We start from the raw sequence: 22834 nt of genomic DNA on the forward strand, positions 1-22834 counted from the left end.
TCCTATTTTATATTCTGTTAATTATAACTCTATCAAAGATTTATCACTAGTACCAGTTTTTAACTGAATTAATTAAAAGTTTCGGGGATTTTTTTGATTCAAGCCATAATTTTCAAAGAATTCAGCCCGAAAATCTAATAAATTATCATTTTCGATTGCTTGGCGAATTTGCTTCATTAAATTTAATAAAAAGTATAGATTGTGATAGCTAGCCAAACGCGGTCCCAAAATTTCATCTGCTTTAAACAAATGTCGCAAATAAGCCCGAGTGTAATTCTGACAAACATAACAATTACAATTTTCATCCAATGGCGTAAAATCGTGCGCATATTTAGCATTTTTAACTACTAAACGTCCATGTGAAGTCATACAGGTTCCATTACGTGCGATTCTAGTTGGTAAAACACAGTCAAACATATCAACACCGCGAATTACTCCGTCAATTAAGGCATCCGGTGAACCGACCCCCATTAAATAGCGGGGTTTATTTTCAGGCAATAATGGTGTCGTATTTTCTAAGACATGATTCATCTCCACCTTACTTTCCCCGACAGATAAACCACCAATTGAGTATCCAGGAAAGTCCAAGGAGACTAAATCACGAGCACTTTGGCGCCGCAAATCAAGATGTCCCCCACCTTGAACAATCCCAAAAAGCCCTTGTTTTTCGGGATTCTGATGGGCCCTCAATCCACGTTCAGCCCAGCGAGTAGTCCTTTCAATTGAGCTTTTGATATAATCATAACTTTCAAAAAATGGCGGACATTCATCAAAACTCATCATAATATCCGAACCTAAGGCATTTTGAATTTGAATTGCTTTTTCTGGTGACAAAAATAATTTTTCACCACTCAAATGGCTGCGAAAATGAACGCCCTCTTCAGTAATGTCCCTAATCTTAGCCAAAGAGAAGACTTGAAACCCACCCGAATCAGTTAAAATTCCCTTGGGCCAGTTCATAAAATGATGCAATCCACCGGCTTCTTCAACAATCTTTTCTCCAGGTCGCAACCATAGATGATAAGTATTTGATAGAATCACTCCAGCACCCATTGATTCAAGTTCTTCCGGTGTCAGAGTTTTCACCGTTGCTTGTGTTCCAACAGGCATAAACATCGGCGTTGGGAATGTTCCATGCGGTGTTTGCAATTTACCCAAACGAGCTGCCGTATGAGATTCTTTTTTGAGCAAATGGTATTTGATTGCTGGTTCAGTCATCCAAATTCTCCTATCTAATTATTTAATAAACATGGCATCGCCAAAGCTGAAGAAACGGTAGTGTTCTTTAACCGCATGACGATATGCATTCAAAATGTTATCACGACCAGTAAACGATGCAACTAGCATTACCAAAGTTGATTTGGGTAAATGGAAATTAGTAATGAATGCTTGAACCACTTTCCACTCGTAACCAGGATAAATAAAAATATCTGTCCAACCACTATCAGCCCGGATTTCACCATTGAATTTTGTCCCAATTGTTTCCAGTGTTCGAATTGAGGTTGTCCCAGTTGCCACAATTTTGCCACCGTTTTTACGGACATCATTCAAAGTCTGAGCAGCATCTTCGCTTAAGCGGTAGAACTCGCTGTGCATATGATGCTCTTTAATATTTGAAACACTAACTGGTCGAAAAGTTCCTAAACCAACATGTAATGTCAAATAGACTAAATGAACGCCCTTAGCAGCGATTTTTTGGAGTAATTCTTTGGTAAAATGCAAACCAGCAGTCGGAGCGGCAGCTGAACCAATTTCTCGAGAATAAACTGTCTGATACATTTCAGGATCGTCAAGTTTTTGCTTAATGTATGGTGGTAATGGCATTTCACCTAATTGGTCTAAAATTTCCATAAAAATACCTTGATATTCAAATCGAATCATTCGCCCACCATGTTCAAGTTCTTCAGTAACAACCGCACTTAATTTGCCATCACCAAAAATAATTCTAGTTCCTACCTTAGCACGACGAGCCGGCTTAATTAGAGTTTCCCAATTATCACCTTCAGTATTATTCAACAATAACACTTCCAAATGACCGCCAGTATCAGGCTTAACACCGTAAAGACGTGCTGGCATAACTCGTGAATCATTCATTACCAGTGCATCCCCGGGATTAAGTTGATCAATCACATGATAAAAAACATCATCTTGGTATTCACCAGTCTTACTATTCAAAATCAACATTCGTGAATGATCACGTTCCTTTAATGGTGTTTGAGCAATTAGTTCTTGTGGTAAATCATAATCAAAATCCTCAGTCGTTAAATGTTCTTCACTCAAAATCTTCAACCTCTTTATTTATTTATTTTCTCTATCAAGATATGGTAAGCCTAAATGTTGATAAGCTGCTGGTGTTGCCACTCGTCCACGTGGTGTTCGTTTCACTAATCCTAGCTGCAGTAAAAAGGGTTCAACCATATCAGTTAATGTCTCAACTTCTTCACCGATATTAGCAGCTAAAGTGTTCACACCGACTGGCCCACCATTATAATACTTAATCATTGTTTTCAACAAGTTCCGGTCGGTTTCATCCAAACCAGCATCATCAATTTGTAACATTTTAAGTGATTGGATTGCTAAATTATCATCAATTTCTGTTTGCTGACCAACCTCAGCAAAGTCGCGAACCCGCTTTAGCAAACGATTAGCAATCCTTGGCGTTCCTCGTGAGCGGCGAGCAATTTCAAAAGCACCTTGATCAGTAATCTTAGTCTGCAGTAGATCAGCAGTCCGTTTAACAATAGTTTCTAATTCAGCAACTGTGTAAAATCGCATATGAGCCACAATTCCAAAACGATCCCGCAAAGGACCCGATAGAAGTCCTGCTCTCGTAGTAGCACCAATCAACGTAAAAGGTGGTAACGTAAAGTGAACTGGATGAGCTGTTGGTCCCTGACCGATCACAATATCAACGAAAAAGTCCTCCATTGCTGAATACAAAACTTCTTCAACAACTTTCGGCAGGCGGTGAATTTCATCAATAAACAAAACATCTCCTGCTTCAAGTTCATTTAATAAAGCAACAAGATCACCAGGGCGTTCAATTGCTGGGCCACTAGTTGTTCTAATGTTAACTTGTAACTCATTAGCAATCACTAAGGCTAAAGTTGTTTTTCCCAAGCCGGGGGGGCCATATAGTAGAACATGATCAAGCGCCTCTTGACGCTGTTGAGCAGCTTGAATGTAAACCGACAATTCCTGTTTAATTGCTGTTTGTCCGATATATTGTTCGAGGTTTTGGGGGCGTAAAGAAAAGTCCACCCCATTTTTTTCATCATCCATTGGATCGCTGGAAACAATCCGTTCTTTTTCTGACATTAATTCACCTCCTACATAAAAATTAATTCTTCATCAAAAGCTTCAAACCTAATCTTAAATACTCATCAGTGGTGTTAGCAGTTGCTTTTTCAAGCTGCGGTTTAATTTTTTTAATCTCATTTCTAGTATAACCTAAGGCACTCAAGGCAGCTAAGGCTTCTTCTAAAAGTCCGTTTTCAGTTGAATTGGTATTGTTTGAAATTGTTTCGGTTACCAACAAATTATCGGTTCCAACTTGGGCTAACTTATCTTTTAAATCAAGCACAATCTGTTGAGCTGTCTTTTTCCCCACCCCAGGGAACTTGGTTAAATAAGTAATGCTGTTATTTTGGATTGCCTTAACCAACCCCTGAAGATCATTAGTTGCTAGAATTGCTAAAGCACTCTTAGGTCCAATACCAGAAACATTTAATAATTTGACAAATAGATTTTTTTCTGTCTGGGTTGTGAAACCATATAAAGAAATATCATTATCACGAACCGCTTGATAAACAAAAACTTTTGCCTGCTGGCCATTACTAAATCGAAAAGGATTAGCTGCATAGACTAAATAACCAACACCGCCAACATCCACTACGATATATGACGGGGTCACAGCAGCAATCATCCCTGTTAAATACTCATACATTTTTTGCTCCTCCACCTCAATTATTACTGATCTTTTAAACTCTGATGTGAATCTTGAATTCGCTTGAACATTTTTTCCAAGTCTTTATTAGAAAAATGCACCAAAGTTGGTCTTCCATGTGGACAGTTAAAGGGATTCTCACATTTAGCCAGTTGTTCTAATAAGGCCTTTGCTTGCTGATCATCCAAGTGATGATTAGCTTTAATTGACAATTTACAACTCATCATGATCGCGGTTTGTTCTCGAAAAGCTGTGATTGAAATTTTACCGTCACGTAAAAGTGCATCAATTAATTCTCGAATAATCGATTCCTCTTTGCCGGCTTCAAACCAAGTAGGATGCCGGTGAACAATAAAACTATTCTGGCCGAAATCCTCTAGGTGAATATCTACCGCAGCTAATTTATCCAAATTTGCCCTAATTAAAAGCGCGTCACTTGTTGGATAATCCAAAACTAATGGTACCAATAACTCTTGCTGAGCAGCTGCCACATTACCAATTGTCACACGAAATTTTTCATATTTACATCGTTCCTGTGCGGCATGCTGATCAATTAAATAAAAACCGTTATCGGCTTCAGCCAATAAGTAAGTGCCATGAAGTTGGCCCAAATAATTCAATGTCGGAAAACGCATCTGGGGAGCCGATAATTTTTCTGAAATATTACTTAAACTTTCATTTTTGGATAGTGATTCAGATTTCGGTTTGGTAATTCTAACATATTTTTGATCCCAAGTATTAAGTTTTTGTGCTAGCTCATTACGTTGTTTAATAATATAAACTTCTGGCTGAACATTACTTGCTACTTTTTTTTCGTCAGGTTCAGGAACTGCTTGGGCAAAATTTTCCGTTTTCTTAACCGTTGCTTCAGTATTGGGCAAAACATGCTGATAAGGTTGAGAACTTTCATTCAAACGATTATTCAACTGCTTAAAGTCCAAAGACTGACGCTTATTGCTACTGAGGTTGTCAAGTGCCTCAGGAATTAAATTTTCTTGATAAATTCTGTCATAAATTGTTTGAGTTATCAACTGAGATAACTGATCTTCTTTGCTAATTCGAACCTCTTGTTTGGTTGGATGAACATTCACATCAACTAAGACTGGATCCAACTCAAGGTCAATGACTGCAATCGGGTAACGTCCAACCATTAATTTAGAACCATAACCTTTAATCACCGCGTTAGTTAATTGATAATTGCGAATATAGCGTCCATTTAACAAAAGACTAATATAATTTTTTGTTGCTCGAGTTAATTTGGGAAGAGAAACAAAACCGCTAACTTTAAAATCCAAACTCTCATTTTTAATTTCTAGCATTTGGCGGGCATTTTTTATTCCATAAATTGCACTAATTGTTTGTCGTAAATTTCGATTTCCGGCTGTTTCTAACAAAACTCGTTCATTATTTTTGAAAGTAAAAGCAATCTCTGGATGGCTTAGTGACAAACGATTAACAATATCACTAATAACTGCTAATTCAGTTTGTGGACTTTTTAAATACTTTAGCCGAGCCGGGGTATTGAAAAAAAGTGCTTTAACTTGAACTTGGGTTCCTTGTGGACGGGCAATCATCTTTTGCTCTAAGACTTTCCCACCACGAATGCTAACTTGAGTTCCTTGACCATCAACTGCCGCTGTAGCTAAAACTACTTCGGCAACAGAAGCAATACTTGGCAAAGCTTCACCACGAAAACCAAGTGTTTTAATTCGAAAAAGATCATGTCGATCAGTTAACTTGCTTGTCGAGTGCCTTCTAAAAGCCAATTTAACCTCATCGGCTACAATTCCTTGACCATTATCGGTTACTTGGATTAAGGCAAGTCCCGCCTCTTTAACGGTGATTGAGATTTGGGTGCTACCTGCATCAATTGCATTTTCAACTAATTCTTTAACTACCGAAGCCGGCCGTTCAACTACCTCGCCAGCTGCAATCTGATCGGCCAAAATTGCTGGCAATTCTTTAATTTTAGTCATCCAAGTTTAACCTCCAAGTCTATTTTTTTCGTAATTCTTGTTGCCATTTTGACAATAAATTTAAAGCCGCTAAAGGTGTTAATGAAATTAATTCTGTCTGACTTAACTCTTCAACTACTCGTTGCTGCTGACTGCTCGGGGTAACCGTTTCTGGAACAAACAAGGATAATTGCTGGTCTATTTTAGTTGAAGATTTCTCTTTTATTTGAGGTGAACTCTTTTTAATTTTTTCAGTCTTTTTAGCTGTTAATTCGAGCTTTTTCAACAATACATCAGCACGTTGCAAAAGGCTTTCAGGCATGCCAGCTAAACGAGCCACATGGATCCCATAAGATTTATCTGCTGGCCCTGATTCAACACGATGTAAAAAGGTTAACTTACCATTTTTTTCAACTGCGCCTACATGGACATTAGCTAATTCTGGTAACTCTTGTTCCAAAGAGGTTAGTTCATGATAATGGGTCGAAAATAAAGTTTTGGCATGCAGTTCATTATGCACATATTCAATAATAGCTTGAGCTAAAGCCATGCCATCATAAGTAGCCGTCCCACGGCCAATTTCATCAAACAAAATCAAACTATTGCGAGTAGCATGCATCAGTGCCTCATTAGCTTCTTTCATTTCGACCATAAAAGTTGATTGGCCAGCAATCAAATCATCCGCCGCACCAATTCGTGTAAAGATCTGGTCAAAAACTGGTAAAGTTGCCTTTTTGGCTGGCACAAAGCAGCCAATCTGAGCTAAAACAACAGTCTGAGCTAATTGACGCATATAGGTACTCTTCCCCGACATATTAGGACCAGTAATTAAAAAAATATTTAATTTTTCTGGCATTTTAATATCATTAGGAATATAGCTTTGTTCACCCATAACCTCTTGGACAACCGGATGCCAACCAGCAGTGAGATCAATCTGGTGTTTCTTAGTCAGTTTAGGCAAAACAAAATGTTGCTGTTCACTAACAGCAGCAAAACTTTGTAAGACATCCAGAGCCGAAACAGCTGCAGCCAGCTCCTGCAAACGTTTGATGTAATCTTTAATCTGATCACGTAAATTAACAAATAATTGGTATTCCAACGCAACAGCTTTAGTCTCGGCACCCAAAATCAAAGTTTCTTTTTCTTTTAGTTCTGGCGTAATAAAGCGTTCAGCATTGGTTAGAGTTTGCTTACGTTGATAGCGTTTAACTGGAAGCTTAGCTAAATTTGCCTTAGAAACTTCAATATAATAACCAAATACTCGATTAAATCCAATTTTTAGATTATTGATTCCGGTTGCTTGGCGTTCATCAGCCTCCAACTTAGCTAACCAATGTTTACCATTCTTCATTGCATCCTTATATCCATCAAGTTCTTGGTCAAAGCCCAGTTTAATCAAATTTCCATCCGTAATCGAGATAGGGGGATCGTCAACAATCGCCTGCTCAATCAAATCAACAACTTCCGCCACTGGGTCAAGCTGTTGAAGCAAATCTTTAAAACTACCATCATCAATTTGCTGCAACAAATAACGAATTTTAGGAACTTGTTGTAGAGATTGTTTTAACTGCAATAAGTCACGACCGTTGACCGTCCCTAAGGCTACTCTCCCCGCTAAGCGTTCTAAATCATAAACACTAGTCAACTCATCAGCTAGTTCACTGCGCTCAAAAAAATGATCTAATAAAAGTTTTACTTGTTGCTGTCTTAATTCAATCTTTTTAATTGAAAGTAATGGACGTTCTAACCACTGCTTTAACAGTCTACCACCCATAGCAGTTTTGGTTTGATCCAAGAGCCATAATAAAGTACCACTTTTTTTACCAGTTCGACTATTTTGCAACAATTCTAAATTTCTTTTTGAATAATGATCAATTTTCAAATAATCTGATGGCTCATAATGAACTGCTTTTTGTAAATGACCTAAACTTCTTTTTTGCGTTCGAAGTAAATAAGCTAATAAGTGTTTTAAAACTGCCTGCTCTAAAGATGAGGTAACATCTTGTAGAGCATAGCTAACTTCAGCACTAGCTGCCGTTTCAATTTGTTTTGAAAACATAATTTTTAAAGGAGCTAAATAATCCAATATTTTTTGCGAAAGCGAATCATCAATTACAATTTCTTTCGTTCGCAAACTCAATAACTCATTCAAGAGAATCTCCGGGCCCTCCAAAATTGCTGTTTTAAGCTCACCGGTTGATAAATCAACATACGCAAAACCAAAATGATCATCTGCTTGATGAATCGCTGTTAAATAATTGTTATCCTTAGCTTCTTTAGCCCCATTATCAGTCATCGTACCAGGGGTAACCACTTGAATTACTTCACGCTTAACCATTCCCTTGGCTAGTTTTGGATCTTCCATTTGTTCACAAATGGCAACTTTATATCCTTGATCAACTAATGTATCAATATAATTTTGCGCTGCATGATGTGGTACACCACACATTGGAATTTTCTCAGCAGCATTTTTATTGCGATTAGTTAATGTTAGCTCTAAAATTTGTGCACCCTTAATGGCATCATCAAAAAACATTTCATAAAAATCACCTAACCGGTAAAATAAAAAGGCATCTGGGTATTGGGCTTTTATTTTTAAATATTGATCCATCATGGGTGTTTTTTTAGTTTTTTGCGGCATAAAAATTCTCCTTTAAGAAATAAACGGATGATCTGGATTAATTTGAACTGCTTGAATTTTTGTTGCCTTACCTGTAGTATCATTTAACTCAATAACACACGCACCCAATGTCTTACGTCCATCTTCTGCAACTTCAAAACGAGTTGGCATCTGATTTATAAAACGTTTAATAACATTTTCACGTTGCATTCCTAAAATACCATCATATGGGCCAGTCATTCCAACATCACTCAAAAAAGCAGTCCCGTCAGGCAAAATACGAGCGTCATTTGTTTGAACATGGGTATGAGTCCCGAGTACCGCCGATACCTGACCATCAAAACACCATGCAAAAGCTTCTTTTTCACTAGTAGTTTCCGCATGAAAATCGACAATTATTACTTTAGTCCTTTTCTTTATCCTCGTTAGCAAATCCTCAGCAACTGCAAACGGATCATCTGATGGATTCATAAAAACTCTTCCTTGAAGATTAATTACAGCTACTTCAATGGTATTGACCTTCACCAAGGTAAAACCTTGCCCCGGAACTTGTCCAGCAGAAAAATTAGCTGGACGAATCAGACGAGGAGCATCCTGAATAAAATTTTCGATTGCCGGATTATCCCAGGTATGGTTCCCCATTGAAACAACGTCAGCACCCTGCTGTAACAAATGTTTGTAAACCATCTGGTCAATTCCGCGCCCTCGTGTAGCATTTTCTCCATTGACAATCGTTACTTGTGGATGATACTTTTGCTTGAGCTGTGGAAGGTACGTTGCAATCATTTCTTGACCAGCATTTCCAACAACGTCCCCAACAAACAAAATTCGCATATTTTTCTCCTTTTCTAACTACCTAAACTTTATTCTAGCATTTTTATTTAATCGATGCGAAATTTCCCTGACATCAATTAATCCATTTGCAAAACTTGTTTTATTGATGATTTTAATAAAATTAACAACATAATTAAAAGACTGACGGCAAACATTTTGCCACCAGTCCTTCAACTTAAAAAATATAAAAACTGCTAATTGTTAAATTTATTACTTAGCATACTCAATTGCACGCGTTTCTCGAATAACTGTCACTTTAATATGCCCAGGGTACTCAAGTTCATCTTCAATTTTATTTTTAATATCACGAGCCAAAACAACTGATTCTAAATCATTAACTTCATTTGGTTTAACAATCACGCGAATTTCACGTCCAGCTTGAATCGCATAGCTCTTTTTAACACCATCAAATCCATTAGTAATTTTTTCCAATTTTTCCAAACGATGAATATAATTTTCCAGCGACTCACTGCGGGCACCTGGTCTAGCAGCTGAAATTGCATCTGAAGCTGCAACCAAAACAGCAATCGTATATTTAGCTTCAACGTCACCATGATGAGAAGCAATTGTATTAATTACGACATCACTTTCATGATATTTCTTTGTTAATTCAACACCAATTTGGACATGTGACCCATCAACTTCATGATCGATTGCTTTGCCGATATCATGCAATAAACCTGCCCGTTTTGCCAAATTAGAATCTTCACCTAATTCACTGGCCAAAACACCAGCAATTTTAGCAACTTCAATTGAATGATCTAAGACATTTTGACCATAACTTGTTCGATACTTAAGTCGACCAATCGTTTTAATCAAATCGGGATGCATTGAATGCAATCCTAATTCAAAAATAGCTTCTTCACCAGTTTGTCGAATTTTAGCATCCATCGCCTTAGTTGATTTTTCAACCATTTCTTCAATTCTGGCTGGGTGAATTCGACCATCTTGAATTAATTTTTCCAAAGCTGATTTAGCAATTTCTCGCCTAATTGGATCAAACCCACTTAAAACAACAGCTTCTGGAGTATCATCAATAATCAAATCAATTCCTGTTAAAGTCTCCAGAGTACGAATATTGCGTCCTTCACGACCAATTATTCGACCTTTCATTTCATCATTAGGCAATGAAACAACCGAAACTGTTGTTTCTGAAACCGTATCAGCTGCACTACGTTCAATCGCTTGAGCGATTAAACTTTTAGCAACTTGATCCGCTTGTTCCTTCGCTGTTTCTTCTTTTTCTTTGATCATCAGAGCCATTTCATGATTAACAGCTTCTTTGGCTTCTGACATGATTCTTTCTTGTGCTTGTTCCTTCGTCAAGGCTGCAATTCGTTCCAATTCAGTTTGTTGCTGATTGACTAACGAATCAACTTCAAGTTGGTGCTTCTCAAGCTCTTTTTGAACGTGCTCAATTTGGTTTTCTTTTTTAACAAGTCCTTGTTCACGTTGCTCGAGTGAAGTATCCTTCCGATCCAGATTTTCCTCACGCTGCAATAAACGATTTTCTTGTCTTTGAATTTCTGCGCGTCTTTCTTTCAGCTCGCTTTCGATTTCGCTGCGATAACGATGACTTTCATCCTTAGCTTCTAAAATAGCTTCTCTTTTTTGCGCTGCAGCATCCTTTTTAGCACCAGCTAAAATTCCTGCCGCTGTCTGCGTTGCCGCATCGAGTGTTTTTTCGTAGTTTTTTTTACGAAAAACTATACCAAAAGCAAATCCAATCCCCAAAGTTACTAGAGCGATGACGAGGTCAAGCAATATTGTTGAACTCAAATTCTCACCTCCACACCGTCAATAAATGATTAAAGCAAACATAATCATTACTTATGATGTTTAATTATGCATACAATGTTATTTTACGTTTTTTATCGCTAAGATGTCAATATAAACAAATTTAACCTGGTCAACTAAAAATCTTTTAACTTTGCTCAAAAAAAGGAACAATTTAAAAAATTGTTCCTTTTTATCAACTACTCCCAGTTAACGTCGGAAACTTGTAAGATCTGCAGTTAACATGAACTTAATTGTCATCTTCTATTCACTTTTATTTTCTAAATCAAGATCTACTTGTTCATTATCGACAGCCTCAGTATCTGACTCTGTTGGATCAATGCCATACGCCTGACGAACTTTCTTAGTCAATTCAACCATTGCATCTGGATGGCTCTTTAAATACTCTTTAGCATTTTCACGTCCCTGACCAATTCGTTCATCACCATACGAATACCATGAACCACTTTTATTGACCAAGTCCTTTTCAACTGCCATGTCTAGTAATTCACCAGTTTTAGAAATACCCTCACCGTACATAATATCGACTTCCGCGCGTTTAAAGGGTGGAGCAACTTTATTTTTAACAACTTTGATCCGTACTCGATTGCCAATGATATCTGTGCCATTTTTTATCTGTTCTGCTCGTCTAACTTCTAATCGAATAGTCGCATAAAATTTTAGCGCTCGCCCACCAGGTGTTGTTTCTGGATTACCAAACATTACTCCAACTTTTTCACGAATTTGGTTAATAAAAATTGCAATTGTTTTGGTTTTATTAATTGTACCTGATAGTTTCCGTAGAGCTTGTGACATTAAACGAGCTTGTAACCCAACATGAGCATCACCCATTTCTCCTTCGATTTCAGCTCGCGGCACTAAAGCTGCAACTGAGTCAACTACCACAATATCGATTGCTCCCGAAGAAACTAACGCATCGGCAATTTCCAATCCTTGTTCACCAGTATCCGGCTGAGATAATAAAAGCTCATCAATATTTACTCCAAGCTTGGTGGCATAAGCTGGATCTAAAGCATTTTCAGCATCAATATAGGCTGCTACACCACCCATTTTTTGAATTTCCGCTACTGCATGCAAAGCAACTGTTGTTTTTCCAGAACTTTCAGGTCCATAAACTTCAACAATTCGGCCACGCGGATAACCTCCCACTCCCAGCGCTTCATCAAGTGCTAATGAACCACTTGAAACAGTTGAAATTTTAGTGTCTGCTTTATCACCCATGCGCATGATTGAACCTTTACCAAAATTTTTCTCGATTTTTTTTAAAGCTGCATCCAGCGCTGCTTTTCTTTCATCTGCCAAATTAATTCCTCCTCAGCTAAATTAATAGCTCCTTTTGTTTCTAAAACTTCTTCTAATTAATTCAAAATAAAACGAACTTTTGTTCGCTTTATTTTAACAGTTCACGACGAATCCAGTCAAGTCCGGATAAAACCGTCCTTTCTCTAATATACGGCCTAGTCTTTGAAAAATGAAATAATTTAGTCTGTGTTGGACGATCTTTTAGGGCTAGCCCAATCCAAACAGTTCCAGCTGGTTGACCTTCAAGTTCGTCGGGCCCCGCAACGCCAGTAAATGAAATTCCGATATCTGTATTCAAAATCTGTTGGGCTTGTTTTGCCATTGCAGCAGCTGTCAGACTGCTAACTGCACCAGCTTTTTGAATCTTTTCAGCAGGAATTTTTAATAATTGACTTTTTGCATGATTAGAGTAAGTAACAAATCCGCCTGGAAAAACTTCAGAAACGCCTGGAACATCAGCTAAAGTTGCTTGAAATTTACCAGCCGTCAAACTTTCAGCAGCTGTTACAGTTAAATTCTTTTCTTTGAGCAAATTAACCACTACTTGCGGTAAACTATTGTCATCTCCATACCCATAACAAAATTCACCTACTCGTTGTTGGATAATTTTTTCTAATTGGTCAAGTTTTGCTTGAGCCGCTGACTCGGAGGCTGCATTAGCCGTTAATCGTAAGGTTACCTCATTTTCTTTCGCATATGTTGCCAAGGTTGGATTTGTTTGCTGTTCAATCAGATCAGTTAGCTTAGCGGCCAACAACGACTCACCAATTCCAAAAAAGCGCATAACTCTTGAGGCAAGCTTTTGTTGTGAAAAATATGTTTGTTCTAATAAGGGTTGTGCTTGGTGGACAAACATTGGTTTTAATTCACTCGGTGGTCCTGGCAATAATAAAAAGTCACTTCCATTCGAATTTCGATAAAAATCTCCAACCGCAAACCCGGTTTCATTTGGTAAAGCTACTGATCCCGCAATGTATAATGCCTGCAAACGATTATTCTCGGTCATCTTTCGTTGTGTTTCGGCAAAGGACTGTTCAATTTTGGTCAATGCAGCTTGATCAATAATTAATTTTTCATTCAAAAACTTTGCAGCTGTTTGTTTTGTCAAGTCATCAACTGTTGGTCCTAACCCACCTAATAAGATTACTAAATCACTGCGTTCAGCTGCTTCTTTAATTGCAATTGTTAGTCGTTGGGGATTATCACCAACGACTGATTGATGATACAGATTAATTCCCATATTTGCTAGTCTTTTAGCAACAAATTGCGCATTTGTATTAACAATTTGTCCCAGAAGAATTTCGCTACCTACTGCTATAATTTCTGCATTCATTTTTTTCCTCCAAATTTAAATACGTTTTAATTCTTAAAAGCATTTTTTCAACTAAGAATAATTCAAAAAATTATTTTCAGCTCATTTTCTCAGTTCATAAAAAAAAACTGTACAAAATTTCTCTTTGTAACAGTCCTTTTAAAAGTACTAATTCTATTTTTCAAATGAGTCTGCAAAAACAGAGCGACTATTAACAAAATAATCAATTCCTGAGTAGACCGTAAAAAACAAACAAATGTATAATAATATCTCACCAATCGGAATATTGACTGCTGCAAAGAAAACGTCATTCAAAAAAAGAAAAATAATTGATAGCATTTGTGTCATCGTTTTAATTTTACCGGGCATAGCCGCCGCGATTACTTCACCATCATTTTCAACAACAATTAGTCTCAAGCCTGTAACTGCAAGCTCACGACAAACAATAATTGCTGCTACCCAAGCTGGAACCTTACCTAAAGATACTAAAATAATAAACGCGGTCATTACTAACATTTTATCTGCCAAAGGATCTGCAAACTTGCCAAAATTAGTAACCAAATGCTGACGTCGTGCAATTTGACCATCAGCAAAATCAGTAATTGAAGCAACAGCAAAAATAATTGCTCCGACAATCTGTGTCCATGGTACAACTGTTCCCCCCGTTGTGATACTACCCCAATTTAAAGGTGCTAATAACACTACCATGAAAACGGGAATCAGAAAAATCCGCAACACAGTTAACTTATTGGGTAAATTCATGAAAATCTCCTTTCGAACTATTCAGCTGAAGTAATCGTGATTGTTCGAACCGTCAAGCTATCATTATCCTTCAGAAAATCAAATTTTTTACCATTAATAGTCAGGGATGTAGCTTTTGAATTACCCAGTTGAATTACTAACTGTGAGGTGCCACTAGGCAAGGTCACGGTATGCCCTTCACCAGTACTCAATGTTCCTTGCCATTGTTGCGTTCCACCGGCAGATATCTCACTCCAGGCTTTCGAACCATCAATACTTAACTTGACTTGTTTAAACTCACTAACACCTTTCATTTGATAGACAAAAGATGAACCAGAATTGCTAGTTAAATTGAATTTAGTTTTTGTTGATTTACTTTTAGCAGTACTTTTCTTAGAACTGCTTTTCGCTTTAGCTGAACTCGACTTAGTTGTTGAGCTAGTTTTACTGCTAGTGGTTTTTGAGGCTGCTTTTTTGGTTGAACTAGAAGAAACTGAAACCTTCGAACTGCTTTGAATTTGTTGTGTACTTGAATTTTTACGATGATTATTCCAAGCAACAGCATATATCGACCCTAATATAATCACTACAACTGCAACAATGATAATTGTTGGCAATAAATTGAAAAAGCGATTAAAACGATCAGTTTTTTGAATACTTTGGCGAGTAGCTTCAACTCTTGAATGTGGTTCTTCACTACTTGCAGTTTCCGGGTCTGACGACGGTGTACTTGTAACCGAGAATAACTGAGCTGTTAATGAAGAAGAATCTAAACCAACCGTTTCAGCATACTGTTTAATAAAAGCTTTAACGTAAAATTCTCCTGGCAAATCCGCAAATTTTTCTTCTTCAATTGCAATTAAGTATCTCTTTTGAATTTTAGTAATCTGCTGCAAATCATCTAAGGTATAACCTTTTTCAATTCGTGCAGCTTTTAATGTTTTTCCTATTTCACTCATTTTAAAATAACTCTCCAATAATTTATCAAGATATTTACTAGCTATCAAATCTAATTTAAGTATAGCATAGGCACACATAAATATTAATTAAGAATTACTTATTTCAACCAACCACCTGTAACATAGATTGTTTGCCCGGTTAAATATCCGGCAGCTTGGGCCAACAACGCTTTAATCCAATAAGCAATTTCCGTACTTTGAGCAAACCTACCTAACGGGATATCTGCTGCAACTGCCGCCTTTTCCTCAGTTGAAAAAAACTGATTCATTCTAGTAGCAACTGCACCGGGCGCAATCACATTGACCGTAACTCCTAGTGAGGCGACCTCTTTACTGTAAGCTGCTGAAAAAGCGGTCAAGGCACCCTTAACGGTACTATACCCCACTTCCATTGCGCTACCGCTGCCACCATAAACTGAACCAACAAACACTATTCTACCAAAATGATTCGCAGCTAACTTTGTTTCCAACAACTGTAACAAACGAGTCGGGACAATAACTTGCATCTGTAGCATTTTTTTTAGAGCGTCTGGATCTTGTTGTTGAAACAAACCATAACTGGTTGTTCCTTGAGCAAAAATTACTGCATCAACTGCAAACAAATTAGCACTTAATTGCTCTGCTGCACGTTCGTTCGTGAAATCTGCTTGTAGTGTTAAAAAGTCTTGCTTAGGATACAGTTCAGTCAAGCGATTTCTTGTGTTCGAAATTTTTTTTTGTGAATTAAAGTAGTGTAGATAAAGCGACCAGCCAGCAGAAGCCAGTTGTTCAGCCACTGCTTGACCAATATCCCCTGATGCTCCAACAATCAGTGCCCATTTCATTTATATGTCCCCCTTAGGAAGAATTTGAAATCTGCTCATCTGGCAATTCTGCCAAAAAGTTTGGAAGGTTTGCCAAACATCAGCTAATGATAGTTGTTCAAGTAAATCAATTTGATCTAAAACGGTTGCTTGCTGAAATAATCTACCTTGATCTTCAGAAATAATATTTTCTAAAGAGTCTAATGATTGAATTTGTGAACCTAACAAATCACGTTTAGCAATCGCGAATTCTTTAACAGCGTCTTCTAAGTTTTGGCTGCCATGCTGTAAAATATTTGAAATTTCCGTGAAAAAGGCCGCTGGATCATCACATTCACTGCTTAAAACAACAAAATGAAAGCCACGATCAACTTGAATTTCAAAATTAAAACTATCATCAATTATTTCTTTTTCATATAATTGTTGGTAATTATCCGATATTTCTCCAAATAAAATAAAAAATGCAAGTTCAAGTGCCAAGGAATATTTTAAACCGCTCCGTTCATTAACTAAAACTTGATCTAAACCTTTCAAACCTAATGCCGCCTTAGTCCGTTGAGTTGGCATCGAGGTCTGATTAAATTGCTTAGCGGGAATTCCTTCCGCGGCTGAAAAATCTTGACTAATCCCGACTGGACCAGGCAAACAATTAATTGAATGTTGATCAGTCTCTAATAAATTAATAATTTCAACCGGATCAATTGCTCCAGTTAGCAGAAGTGACATTTTCTCTGGGCGATAAAAAGCTTGATAACAGTTCAACAAATTTGTTGCTGTAATTTTTTGAATTGAGGCTAAACTACCAGCGATATCGTCACTCAAAGGATGACCAGGATACATACCAGCTAAAACCCCCGCATACAATTGCCAATTAACATCATCTTGGTACATTTTAATTTCTTGACCAATGATTTTTTTTTCATTTTCAACAGCTGTTGGTTGAAAATATGGCTGCTGAACGAAATGTAATAGTGCTAACAAATTTTCTTTGATTTGAGACGTGCTTGAAAAAAGATAATTAGTATTCGTATACGTTGTAAATGCATTAGCATCAGCGCCTAAATGGCTAAACTGTTCAAAAGCATCACCAGTTGGCTGATCAAACATTTTATGTTCTAAAAAATGAGCAATTCCCGCTGGAAATTTTTTTGGCTTTTTATCAGAAAGCCAAAAATTATTATCTAATGAACCATATTCCACACGTAAATTACTGTATACCTTATGATACGCTGGCCGAGGTAAGATTTTGACCAGCATGCCATTTTTTAACTGATGAAGATATAATTTTTCATTAACTAATGGATACTCAACTACTTTCATTTATCAGCCATCCCCTGTAAATATGCACTTGCTTGCAATTTAGCTTGTTGAGCAATCTCGGCAACTTGTTCAACATTCACTGAACTGATTGATTCTTCCCAATCAGCGGAATTTAACCTTCGACCAGTTAAATTGGTTAAAAGCGCGTGACTTAATTGACTACTTTGACTGTCGAGTTGACTTTGATAATCATTGATCAGCATTTTTTTTGCATCAATTAATTCTTGCCGACTAATTTTCGCCTGCTGTAACTCTATTAACTGCTGCATGATCAATGCTTGCGCTTTTTCCTGATTAACCGCATCAATTCCTGTTTGAACAGTTAAGACTCCTCGAAAACTGTCAAATGAACTGCTGGCGTAATAAGCTAATCCCTGTTTCTCACGTACATTAACGAACAGCCGTGAAAGTGGCAATCCGCCGAAAATGGCATTGAAAACCAAAGCTGACATAAATTCAGGCTGATTATAATAAACCGGCAGAAAAAATGCTAAATCTAACTTACTTTGAGTAACAGTTTGTTTAAAATTATTAGTTCGAATCTTTGGCTGCCAATTTTGCTGATAGAAAGGGGAAATTGGCAACTCTACCCGCGCTGGAAAATTTAATTTTTCAACCAATTGTCGAGCACGTTGTAAAGTAATATCACCTAAAAAGATAATTTCTACTTGATCTTCCCTTAAACAGCATTGATAATATTGCCATAGTTCGCTAGCTGTTATAGTTGCCAGTTGCGCCAAAGTGCCAAACGATGGTTCTTGTTGGATGGGATTAGTGAAATAAGCTTTTTGTAACGCTAAATATGCTGTTAATTGTTTATTATCAGCGGCAGAAACAATTGTTTGCCGCAAATTTTGTTGTTCGCGGATGAAGTTTTCATTTTCAAATTCATTTTTGTCAGCTAGGGGATGAAAAATAATTTGTTTTAAAAAATTCATCCCCTTGTCTAACAATGACTGCTCACTAAAAGTGTCATTTAAACAATTCAAAATAAAACTTAAACTATGACTATTTCCTCGCCGACTAACAGTCACCCCAAAACCAGCACCATACATTGTTGCTAATTGCCGGGCAATTTCAGCTTGATTGGGAAAATCAGCAGCACTGTTTTCTAAAATATTTGCCAATAGCAAACGTTTAGACTGAGTTTCTGGCTTTAATTGAGCAATTAAATTAATCGCTACACGAACTGTTTTGAATTGTTTAGCCGGAATAACAGTCAAATAAACTCCAGATTTTAATTTTAGCCGCACAACTTTTTCCTCCACTTAAAATTATTGTTGATCAGATGGGGGAGCTTCTAAGTAAACCTTGCGTGGCTTACTACCTTCAGCAGGGCCTACCATCCCTTTAGCTTCAAGTTCATCAACCAAACGAGCCGCTCGATTATAACCAATTCTAAATCGTCGCTGCAGCATCGAAATACTGCAAGCTTGCTCATGTGTAATCAATTTAACAACATCAGCAAACAATTCGTCTTCGGGTTGCTCGTCCTCAGAATTCTCAGTTTCTTCATCAGTGACTAACAACTGATCATCATAATCTGCCGTCTGCTGTTCTTTAATGAAATCAACGACTTTAGCTACATCCTGATCTGAAATAAAAGCTCCTTGCACTCGAACCGGTTTATTCATTCCCATTGGTAAAAAGAGCATATCTCCACGCCCAAGTAACTTTTCAGCTCCATTAGTATCAATAATTGTTCTTGAATCTGTTCCACTAGAAACAGCAAACGCCATTCTTGATGGCACATTGGCCTTAATCAATCCAGTGATAACGTCTACTGATGGCCGTTGCGTTGCTAAAATCATATGAATTCCAGCTGCACGAGCCATTTGAGCTAAGCGGATAATAGCTGACTCCACTTCATTTGAAGCCGCCATCATCAAATCTGATAACTCATCAACCACAATTACGACATACGGCATTAGTGGTTCTTGACTACCTGTTTCCTGATTTTGCCGTTCAACCATTTCATTGTAGCCTTTAAGATTACGTTGACCAGTATTAGCAAATAATTCATACCGACGTTCCATTTCGGCAACTAGCTTATTTAAAGCCTTGGCTGCTTTACGAGCATCAGTCACAACGGGCGTTAAAAGATGCGGTACTCCATTATAAACTCCAAGCTCAACCTTTTTAGGATCAATTAACATCAACTTGACTAAATCTGGCCGACAATTCATCAACAAGCTGGTAATAATACAATTAATAGCAACCGATTTCCCACTACCTGTTGAACCAGCAATTAAAAGATGTGGCATTTTTTGCAGATCAGCAGTTACCACTTTTCCAGAAATATCACGTCCCAGAGGAACTTGTAATGGATGATTAGCATCAATTACTTGTTCTTCAATAATACTCCGAAAAGAAATTGTGGAAACTTGCTGATTTGGCACTTCAATTCCAACTAGTGATTTCCCTGGAATTGGAGCTTCTATTCGTAAATCTTTTGCTGCCAGCGCCAATGCCAAATCATCTGTCAAATTAACAATTTTACTTACCTTGACCCCGACTGCCGGATGTAATTCATATTTAGTTACAGCCGGTCCTAAGATTGCTTTTTTGATCTCAACATCAACACCAAAGCTTTTGAAAGTTTGTTGTAATATTTGATTATTATGTTCAATTTTTTTATACTCTGCACTTTGATCTGTTGGTTTAACCTGTTGCAACAATGTTTTTGGTGGCAATTGATAATCATCAGCTACGACATTAGTTTGCAATTTTGGTGTCGGTTGCTCCGTGGTAACAGCCACTTTCTGATTTAAATCTTGCTGCCAATCACCAGTCTGAATCGACGTTTTAAGTACTTCTTCATCATTTTTAGTAGCTACCTCGTCTATCGGTTTAACTGGTAATTTCTGAGATTCTTTGCTGATGGCTGAAGATTCTTGAACTGGAAGATCGCGATCATTTTTTGACTGTTTATTTTGCCTTCTTTTACGTCGCCAAGTACGCCATAGCTGACCAATCTTTTGTCCTAGTTGGTTAACAAGCGGTTTTAAATGTAAGCCCAACCAACCAATGGCTCTGGTTAAATTATATAAAACAAAATGTAAGGTTTTTGTTAAAGATATACCCGTTAGATAACAAATCCCCCCTAATAAGAGTAGGATTGCTAAAACATAAGAACCAAATTGTCCCGTTAAAAAATAGCTAGCAGTATACCATAAGCTTCCCAACACTCCTCCGCCAACACTGCTGCCAGCACTGGCACTAGATAGATCTGCCCAGAGATACTGCCAAGTGATTCCTAGAAAACGTGTATGTAAATTTAGTCGGGCAAACAAAAATGCGGTCAACCACAGAGTCCCTCCACTGTATAACAGTAAAAGACTACCAATCACTTTAGTAGAAACCGGTGGCTCCTTTCCCCGTGCTAATAAATAAAAACCAACTAGCAACAGTAAAATTAAACCGGTAATCGCCAAATCTCCAATTAAAAGTCGAAAAACGTTCAAACAAGCTATCCCTAAATAACCAGCTTGGAAAAGTCCGAGCAAACTCCAGCCGATAAAAATAATGCCAATTAATTGCGGAGAAAAAGCAAAATTTTTTTGACGTTTTTTTGTTGATGAACGTCGCTTTCTCGAGCGTGCCACAATGAACTCCCCCTTCTATATTCTTATCGGTAGCCTTTTACTATTCTAACATAATTAATAGTTAGTCTTTCAATTTATCATGCGAATAATGATGGCTTAGTTCTAAGTTAGGAAAACTTTGCTGGCGCAAAACTTCATAAATAATAATTGCTGCTGAATTTGATAAATTAAGTGCTCGAATATGTTGATCATTTTGTGGAATTCTCAGACAATGTTCATAAAACTTGCGCATAAAAGGCTCTGGCAGACCAGTTGTCTCTTTACCAAAGATAAAATAATAATTATGGTCTTGAGCACAATAGTTTGCTTGTGAATAAGCCCGCGTAGCAAATTTTGAGATCAAAAAGAACTCGTCTTTTTCTTTCAGTGTTTTCATGAAAGCTGGTAAATTCTCATGATAATGAATTGTAACTTTATCCCAGTAATCTAGCCCGGCCCGTTTTAAATGTTTGTCATCAGTCGAAAAGCCTAATGGTTCAATTAAATCCAAAACTGTATTGGTTCCGGCACAAGTCCGAGCAATATTTCCAGTATTAGCTGGCATTAAGGGCTCAAAAAGTACAATATGGTTTGTCATGTAAAAATCTCCTTTAATTTATTAAATTATGCACAAAAAAAGCGTAGCCATTCGGTGTGGGCACGGCGAACGGCTACGTTAAATGAAGTACAATCATTCAGCAACTAACGACTGTTCCGTTAATTACTAACAACCGATTTCTTGAGAAAATTTTAACACCTATTTTTTTGCTTTTCAAGGTTTTTTCACAAAAAAGTTTTGTTTTAATCAATTTTAGCAGTTAAAACTACTACATCCACTGTTATTTCTGGCAAAGTTAGCTGTTGAACTTCCGTTAATCGTGCTTCAGAAGCCCCCCATTGCAAAGGAGTCATTTTTAATAATTGTTGAAAAGTTGTTGAGTTCAACGAAAATTTATAATTTAAAGCTAGTTCTTTAGCTGTTGGATAATGCTCAAAAAACAAATTTTTAACTTTTTGATTGCTATAATTGTAGTTTCCCGAGTTTTCAGCATATAACAGATGTCGCAGTTCTGCCAAGTAAGCTTGACCTGGAATCACTTTCACTAAACGTCCTCCTGGTACTAAAACTCGCTCAAATTCTTGGTAAGCTGACGGAGTGAAAATATCACAAATAGCATCGAAACTAGCGGTTTGAAAAGGTAAATTTGCTAAATCAGCTTCACAAAAAAAAGCAGCCGAATCTAATTGCGTTGCTAAATTCAAGGCTGATTTTGCTAAATCAAAACCTACTAAAGTGTCATTTTTCTTTCTCTCTGCTGCAAAATATGCTAATGCTGAACCTTCACCACAACCAGCATCTAAAATTCGGCTTGAACTTGTGGGAAGCAAGTCTTTAATTTTAGCAAAAATTGGTGTAAATAAACCTGCCTGTAACAGTTTTCGTCGGGATTGCCAAAGAGCTGGATCATCATAGTTTGTTTGATAACTTTTTTTCAAGAGATAGAGCGTTCCCTTTTTAGATAAATCAAAACTGTGGCCTTGCTGACAAATTAAACTTTTAGTTTCTGGTTGCCTAAAAGCTGACGCACAATATGGGCAACGAAACAATTGATAGTTTTTCTTTAACCAAGCCGCTGCTTGCTCAATTTTTTTCATATATT

18 protein-coding genes are annotated in these 22834 nt (G+C 37.3%); all 18 read right to left on the bottom strand.

Going from position 1 to position 22834, the window contains the following annotated elements:
- Positions 1–72: 72 nt before the first annotated feature.
- The 18 genes from tgt to G6O73_RS07240 all read right to left on the bottom strand — a co-directional run bounded on the left by tgt (position 73) and on the right by G6O73_RS07240 (position 22829).
- Positions 73–1218 (bottom strand): tRNA guanosine(34) transglycosylase Tgt, encoded by a 1146-nt coding sequence (gene tgt / locus G6O73_RS07155; protein WP_057886353.1) that lies wholly within the window; start codon positions 1216–1218, stop codon positions 73–75.
- An 18-nt stretch (positions 1219–1236) separates the two neighbouring features.
- Positions 1237–2280: a tRNA preQ1(34) S-adenosylmethionine ribosyltransferase-isomerase QueA gene (queA, locus tag G6O73_RS07160; protein ID WP_057886354.1), complete on the bottom strand. Its 1044-nt coding sequence runs from the start codon at positions 2278–2280 to the stop codon at positions 1237–1239.
- An 18-nt stretch (positions 2281–2298) separates the two neighbouring features.
- Complete coding sequence (gene ruvB, locus G6O73_RS07165; protein WP_057886355.1) at positions 2299–3318, bottom strand: Holliday junction branch migration DNA helicase RuvB; 1020 nt, start codon at positions 3316–3318, stop codon at positions 2299–2301.
- A gap of 22 nt (positions 3319–3340) precedes the next feature.
- Complete coding sequence (ruvA, locus tag G6O73_RS07170; protein WP_057886356.1) at positions 3341–3946, bottom strand: Holliday junction branch migration protein RuvA; 606 nt, start codon at positions 3944–3946, stop codon at positions 3341–3343.
- A 23-nt stretch (positions 3947–3969) separates the two neighbouring features.
- The gene (mutL, locus tag G6O73_RS07175) at positions 3970–5922 is read right to left on the bottom strand and encodes a DNA mismatch repair endonuclease MutL (RefSeq protein ID WP_057886357.1); all 1953 of its coding nucleotides are present in this window, start codon (positions 5920–5922) and stop codon (positions 3970–3972) included.
- Between the two features lie 19 nt (positions 5923–5941).
- A complete protein-coding gene (mutS, locus tag G6O73_RS07180; RefSeq protein ID WP_057886358.1) occupies positions 5942–8542 on the bottom strand; it encodes a DNA mismatch repair protein MutS in 2601 nt (866 codons plus the stop codon).
- A gap of 12 nt (positions 8543–8554) precedes the next feature.
- Positions 8555–9355 carry a TIGR00282 family metallophosphoesterase gene (locus G6O73_RS07185; RefSeq protein ID WP_057886359.1) on the bottom strand — a complete coding sequence of 267 codons (801 nt, stop codon included), beginning with the start codon at positions 9353–9355 and terminating at the stop codon, positions 8555–8557.
- 210 nt (positions 9356–9565) lie between these two features.
- Positions 9566–11134 carry a ribonuclease Y gene (rny, locus tag G6O73_RS07190; RefSeq protein ID WP_057886360.1) on the bottom strand — a complete coding sequence of 523 codons (1569 nt, stop codon included), beginning with the start codon at positions 11132–11134 and terminating at the stop codon, positions 9566–9568.
- Between the two features lie 261 nt (positions 11135–11395).
- Positions 11396–12454, bottom strand: a complete 1059-nt coding sequence (recA, locus tag G6O73_RS07195; RefSeq protein WP_057886361.1) for a recombinase RecA — start codon at positions 12452–12454, stop codon at positions 11396–11398.
- An 88-nt stretch (positions 12455–12542) separates the two neighbouring features.
- Positions 12543–13787, bottom strand: coding sequence for a competence/damage-inducible protein A (locus G6O73_RS07200; RefSeq protein ID WP_057886362.1), 1245 nt, complete (start codon positions 13785–13787; stop codon positions 12543–12545).
- Between the two features lie 153 nt (positions 13788–13940).
- Positions 13941–14528, bottom strand: coding sequence for a CDP-diacylglycerol--glycerol-3-phosphate 3-phosphatidyltransferase (pgsA, locus tag G6O73_RS07205; protein ID WP_057886363.1), 588 nt, complete (start codon positions 14526–14528; stop codon positions 13941–13943).
- Positions 14529–14545: 17 nt separating this feature from the next.
- On the bottom strand, positions 14546–15466 hold the full coding sequence (locus G6O73_RS07210) for a helix-turn-helix domain-containing protein (RefSeq protein ID WP_057886449.1): 921 nt from the start codon (positions 15464–15466) through the stop codon (positions 14546–14548).
- A gap of 98 nt (positions 15467–15564) precedes the next feature.
- On the bottom strand, positions 15565–16290 hold the full coding sequence (ymfI, locus tag G6O73_RS07215) for an elongation factor P 5-aminopentanone reductase (protein ID WP_057886364.1): 726 nt from the start codon (positions 16288–16290) through the stop codon (positions 15565–15567).
- Positions 16291–17589, bottom strand: a complete 1299-nt coding sequence (gene yfmH / locus G6O73_RS07220) for an EF-P 5-aminopentanol modification-associated protein YfmH (RefSeq protein WP_057886365.1) — start codon at positions 17587–17589, stop codon at positions 16291–16293.
- Positions 17586–18842: an EF-P 5-aminopentanol modification-associated protein YfmF gene (yfmF, locus tag G6O73_RS07225; protein ID WP_057886366.1), complete on the bottom strand. Its 1257-nt coding sequence runs from the start codon at positions 18840–18842 to the stop codon at positions 17586–17588. The genes yfmH and yfmF overlap by 4 nt, the downstream gene beginning before the upstream one ends.
- Positions 18843–18863: 21 nt before the next feature.
- Positions 18864–21194, bottom strand: coding sequence for a DNA translocase FtsK (locus G6O73_RS07230; protein WP_057886367.1), 2331 nt, complete (start codon positions 21192–21194; stop codon positions 18864–18866).
- Between the two features lie 61 nt (positions 21195–21255).
- The gene (locus G6O73_RS07235) at positions 21256–21771 is read right to left on the bottom strand and encodes a tRNA (cytidine(34)-2'-O)-methyltransferase (RefSeq protein WP_057886368.1); all 516 of its coding nucleotides are present in this window, start codon (positions 21769–21771) and stop codon (positions 21256–21258) included.
- A gap of 203 nt (positions 21772–21974) precedes the next feature.
- The gene (locus tag G6O73_RS07240; protein ID WP_057886369.1) at positions 21975–22829 is read right to left on the bottom strand and encodes a methyltransferase domain-containing protein; all 855 of its coding nucleotides are present in this window, start codon (positions 22827–22829) and stop codon (positions 21975–21977) included.
- Between the last annotated feature and the right edge of the window lie 5 nt (positions 22830–22834).

It is taken from the genome of Liquorilactobacillus nagelii DSM 13675 (assembly GCF_019444005.1).
Taxonomy (GTDB): domain Bacteria; phylum Bacillota; class Bacilli; order Lactobacillales; family Lactobacillaceae; genus Liquorilactobacillus; species Liquorilactobacillus nagelii.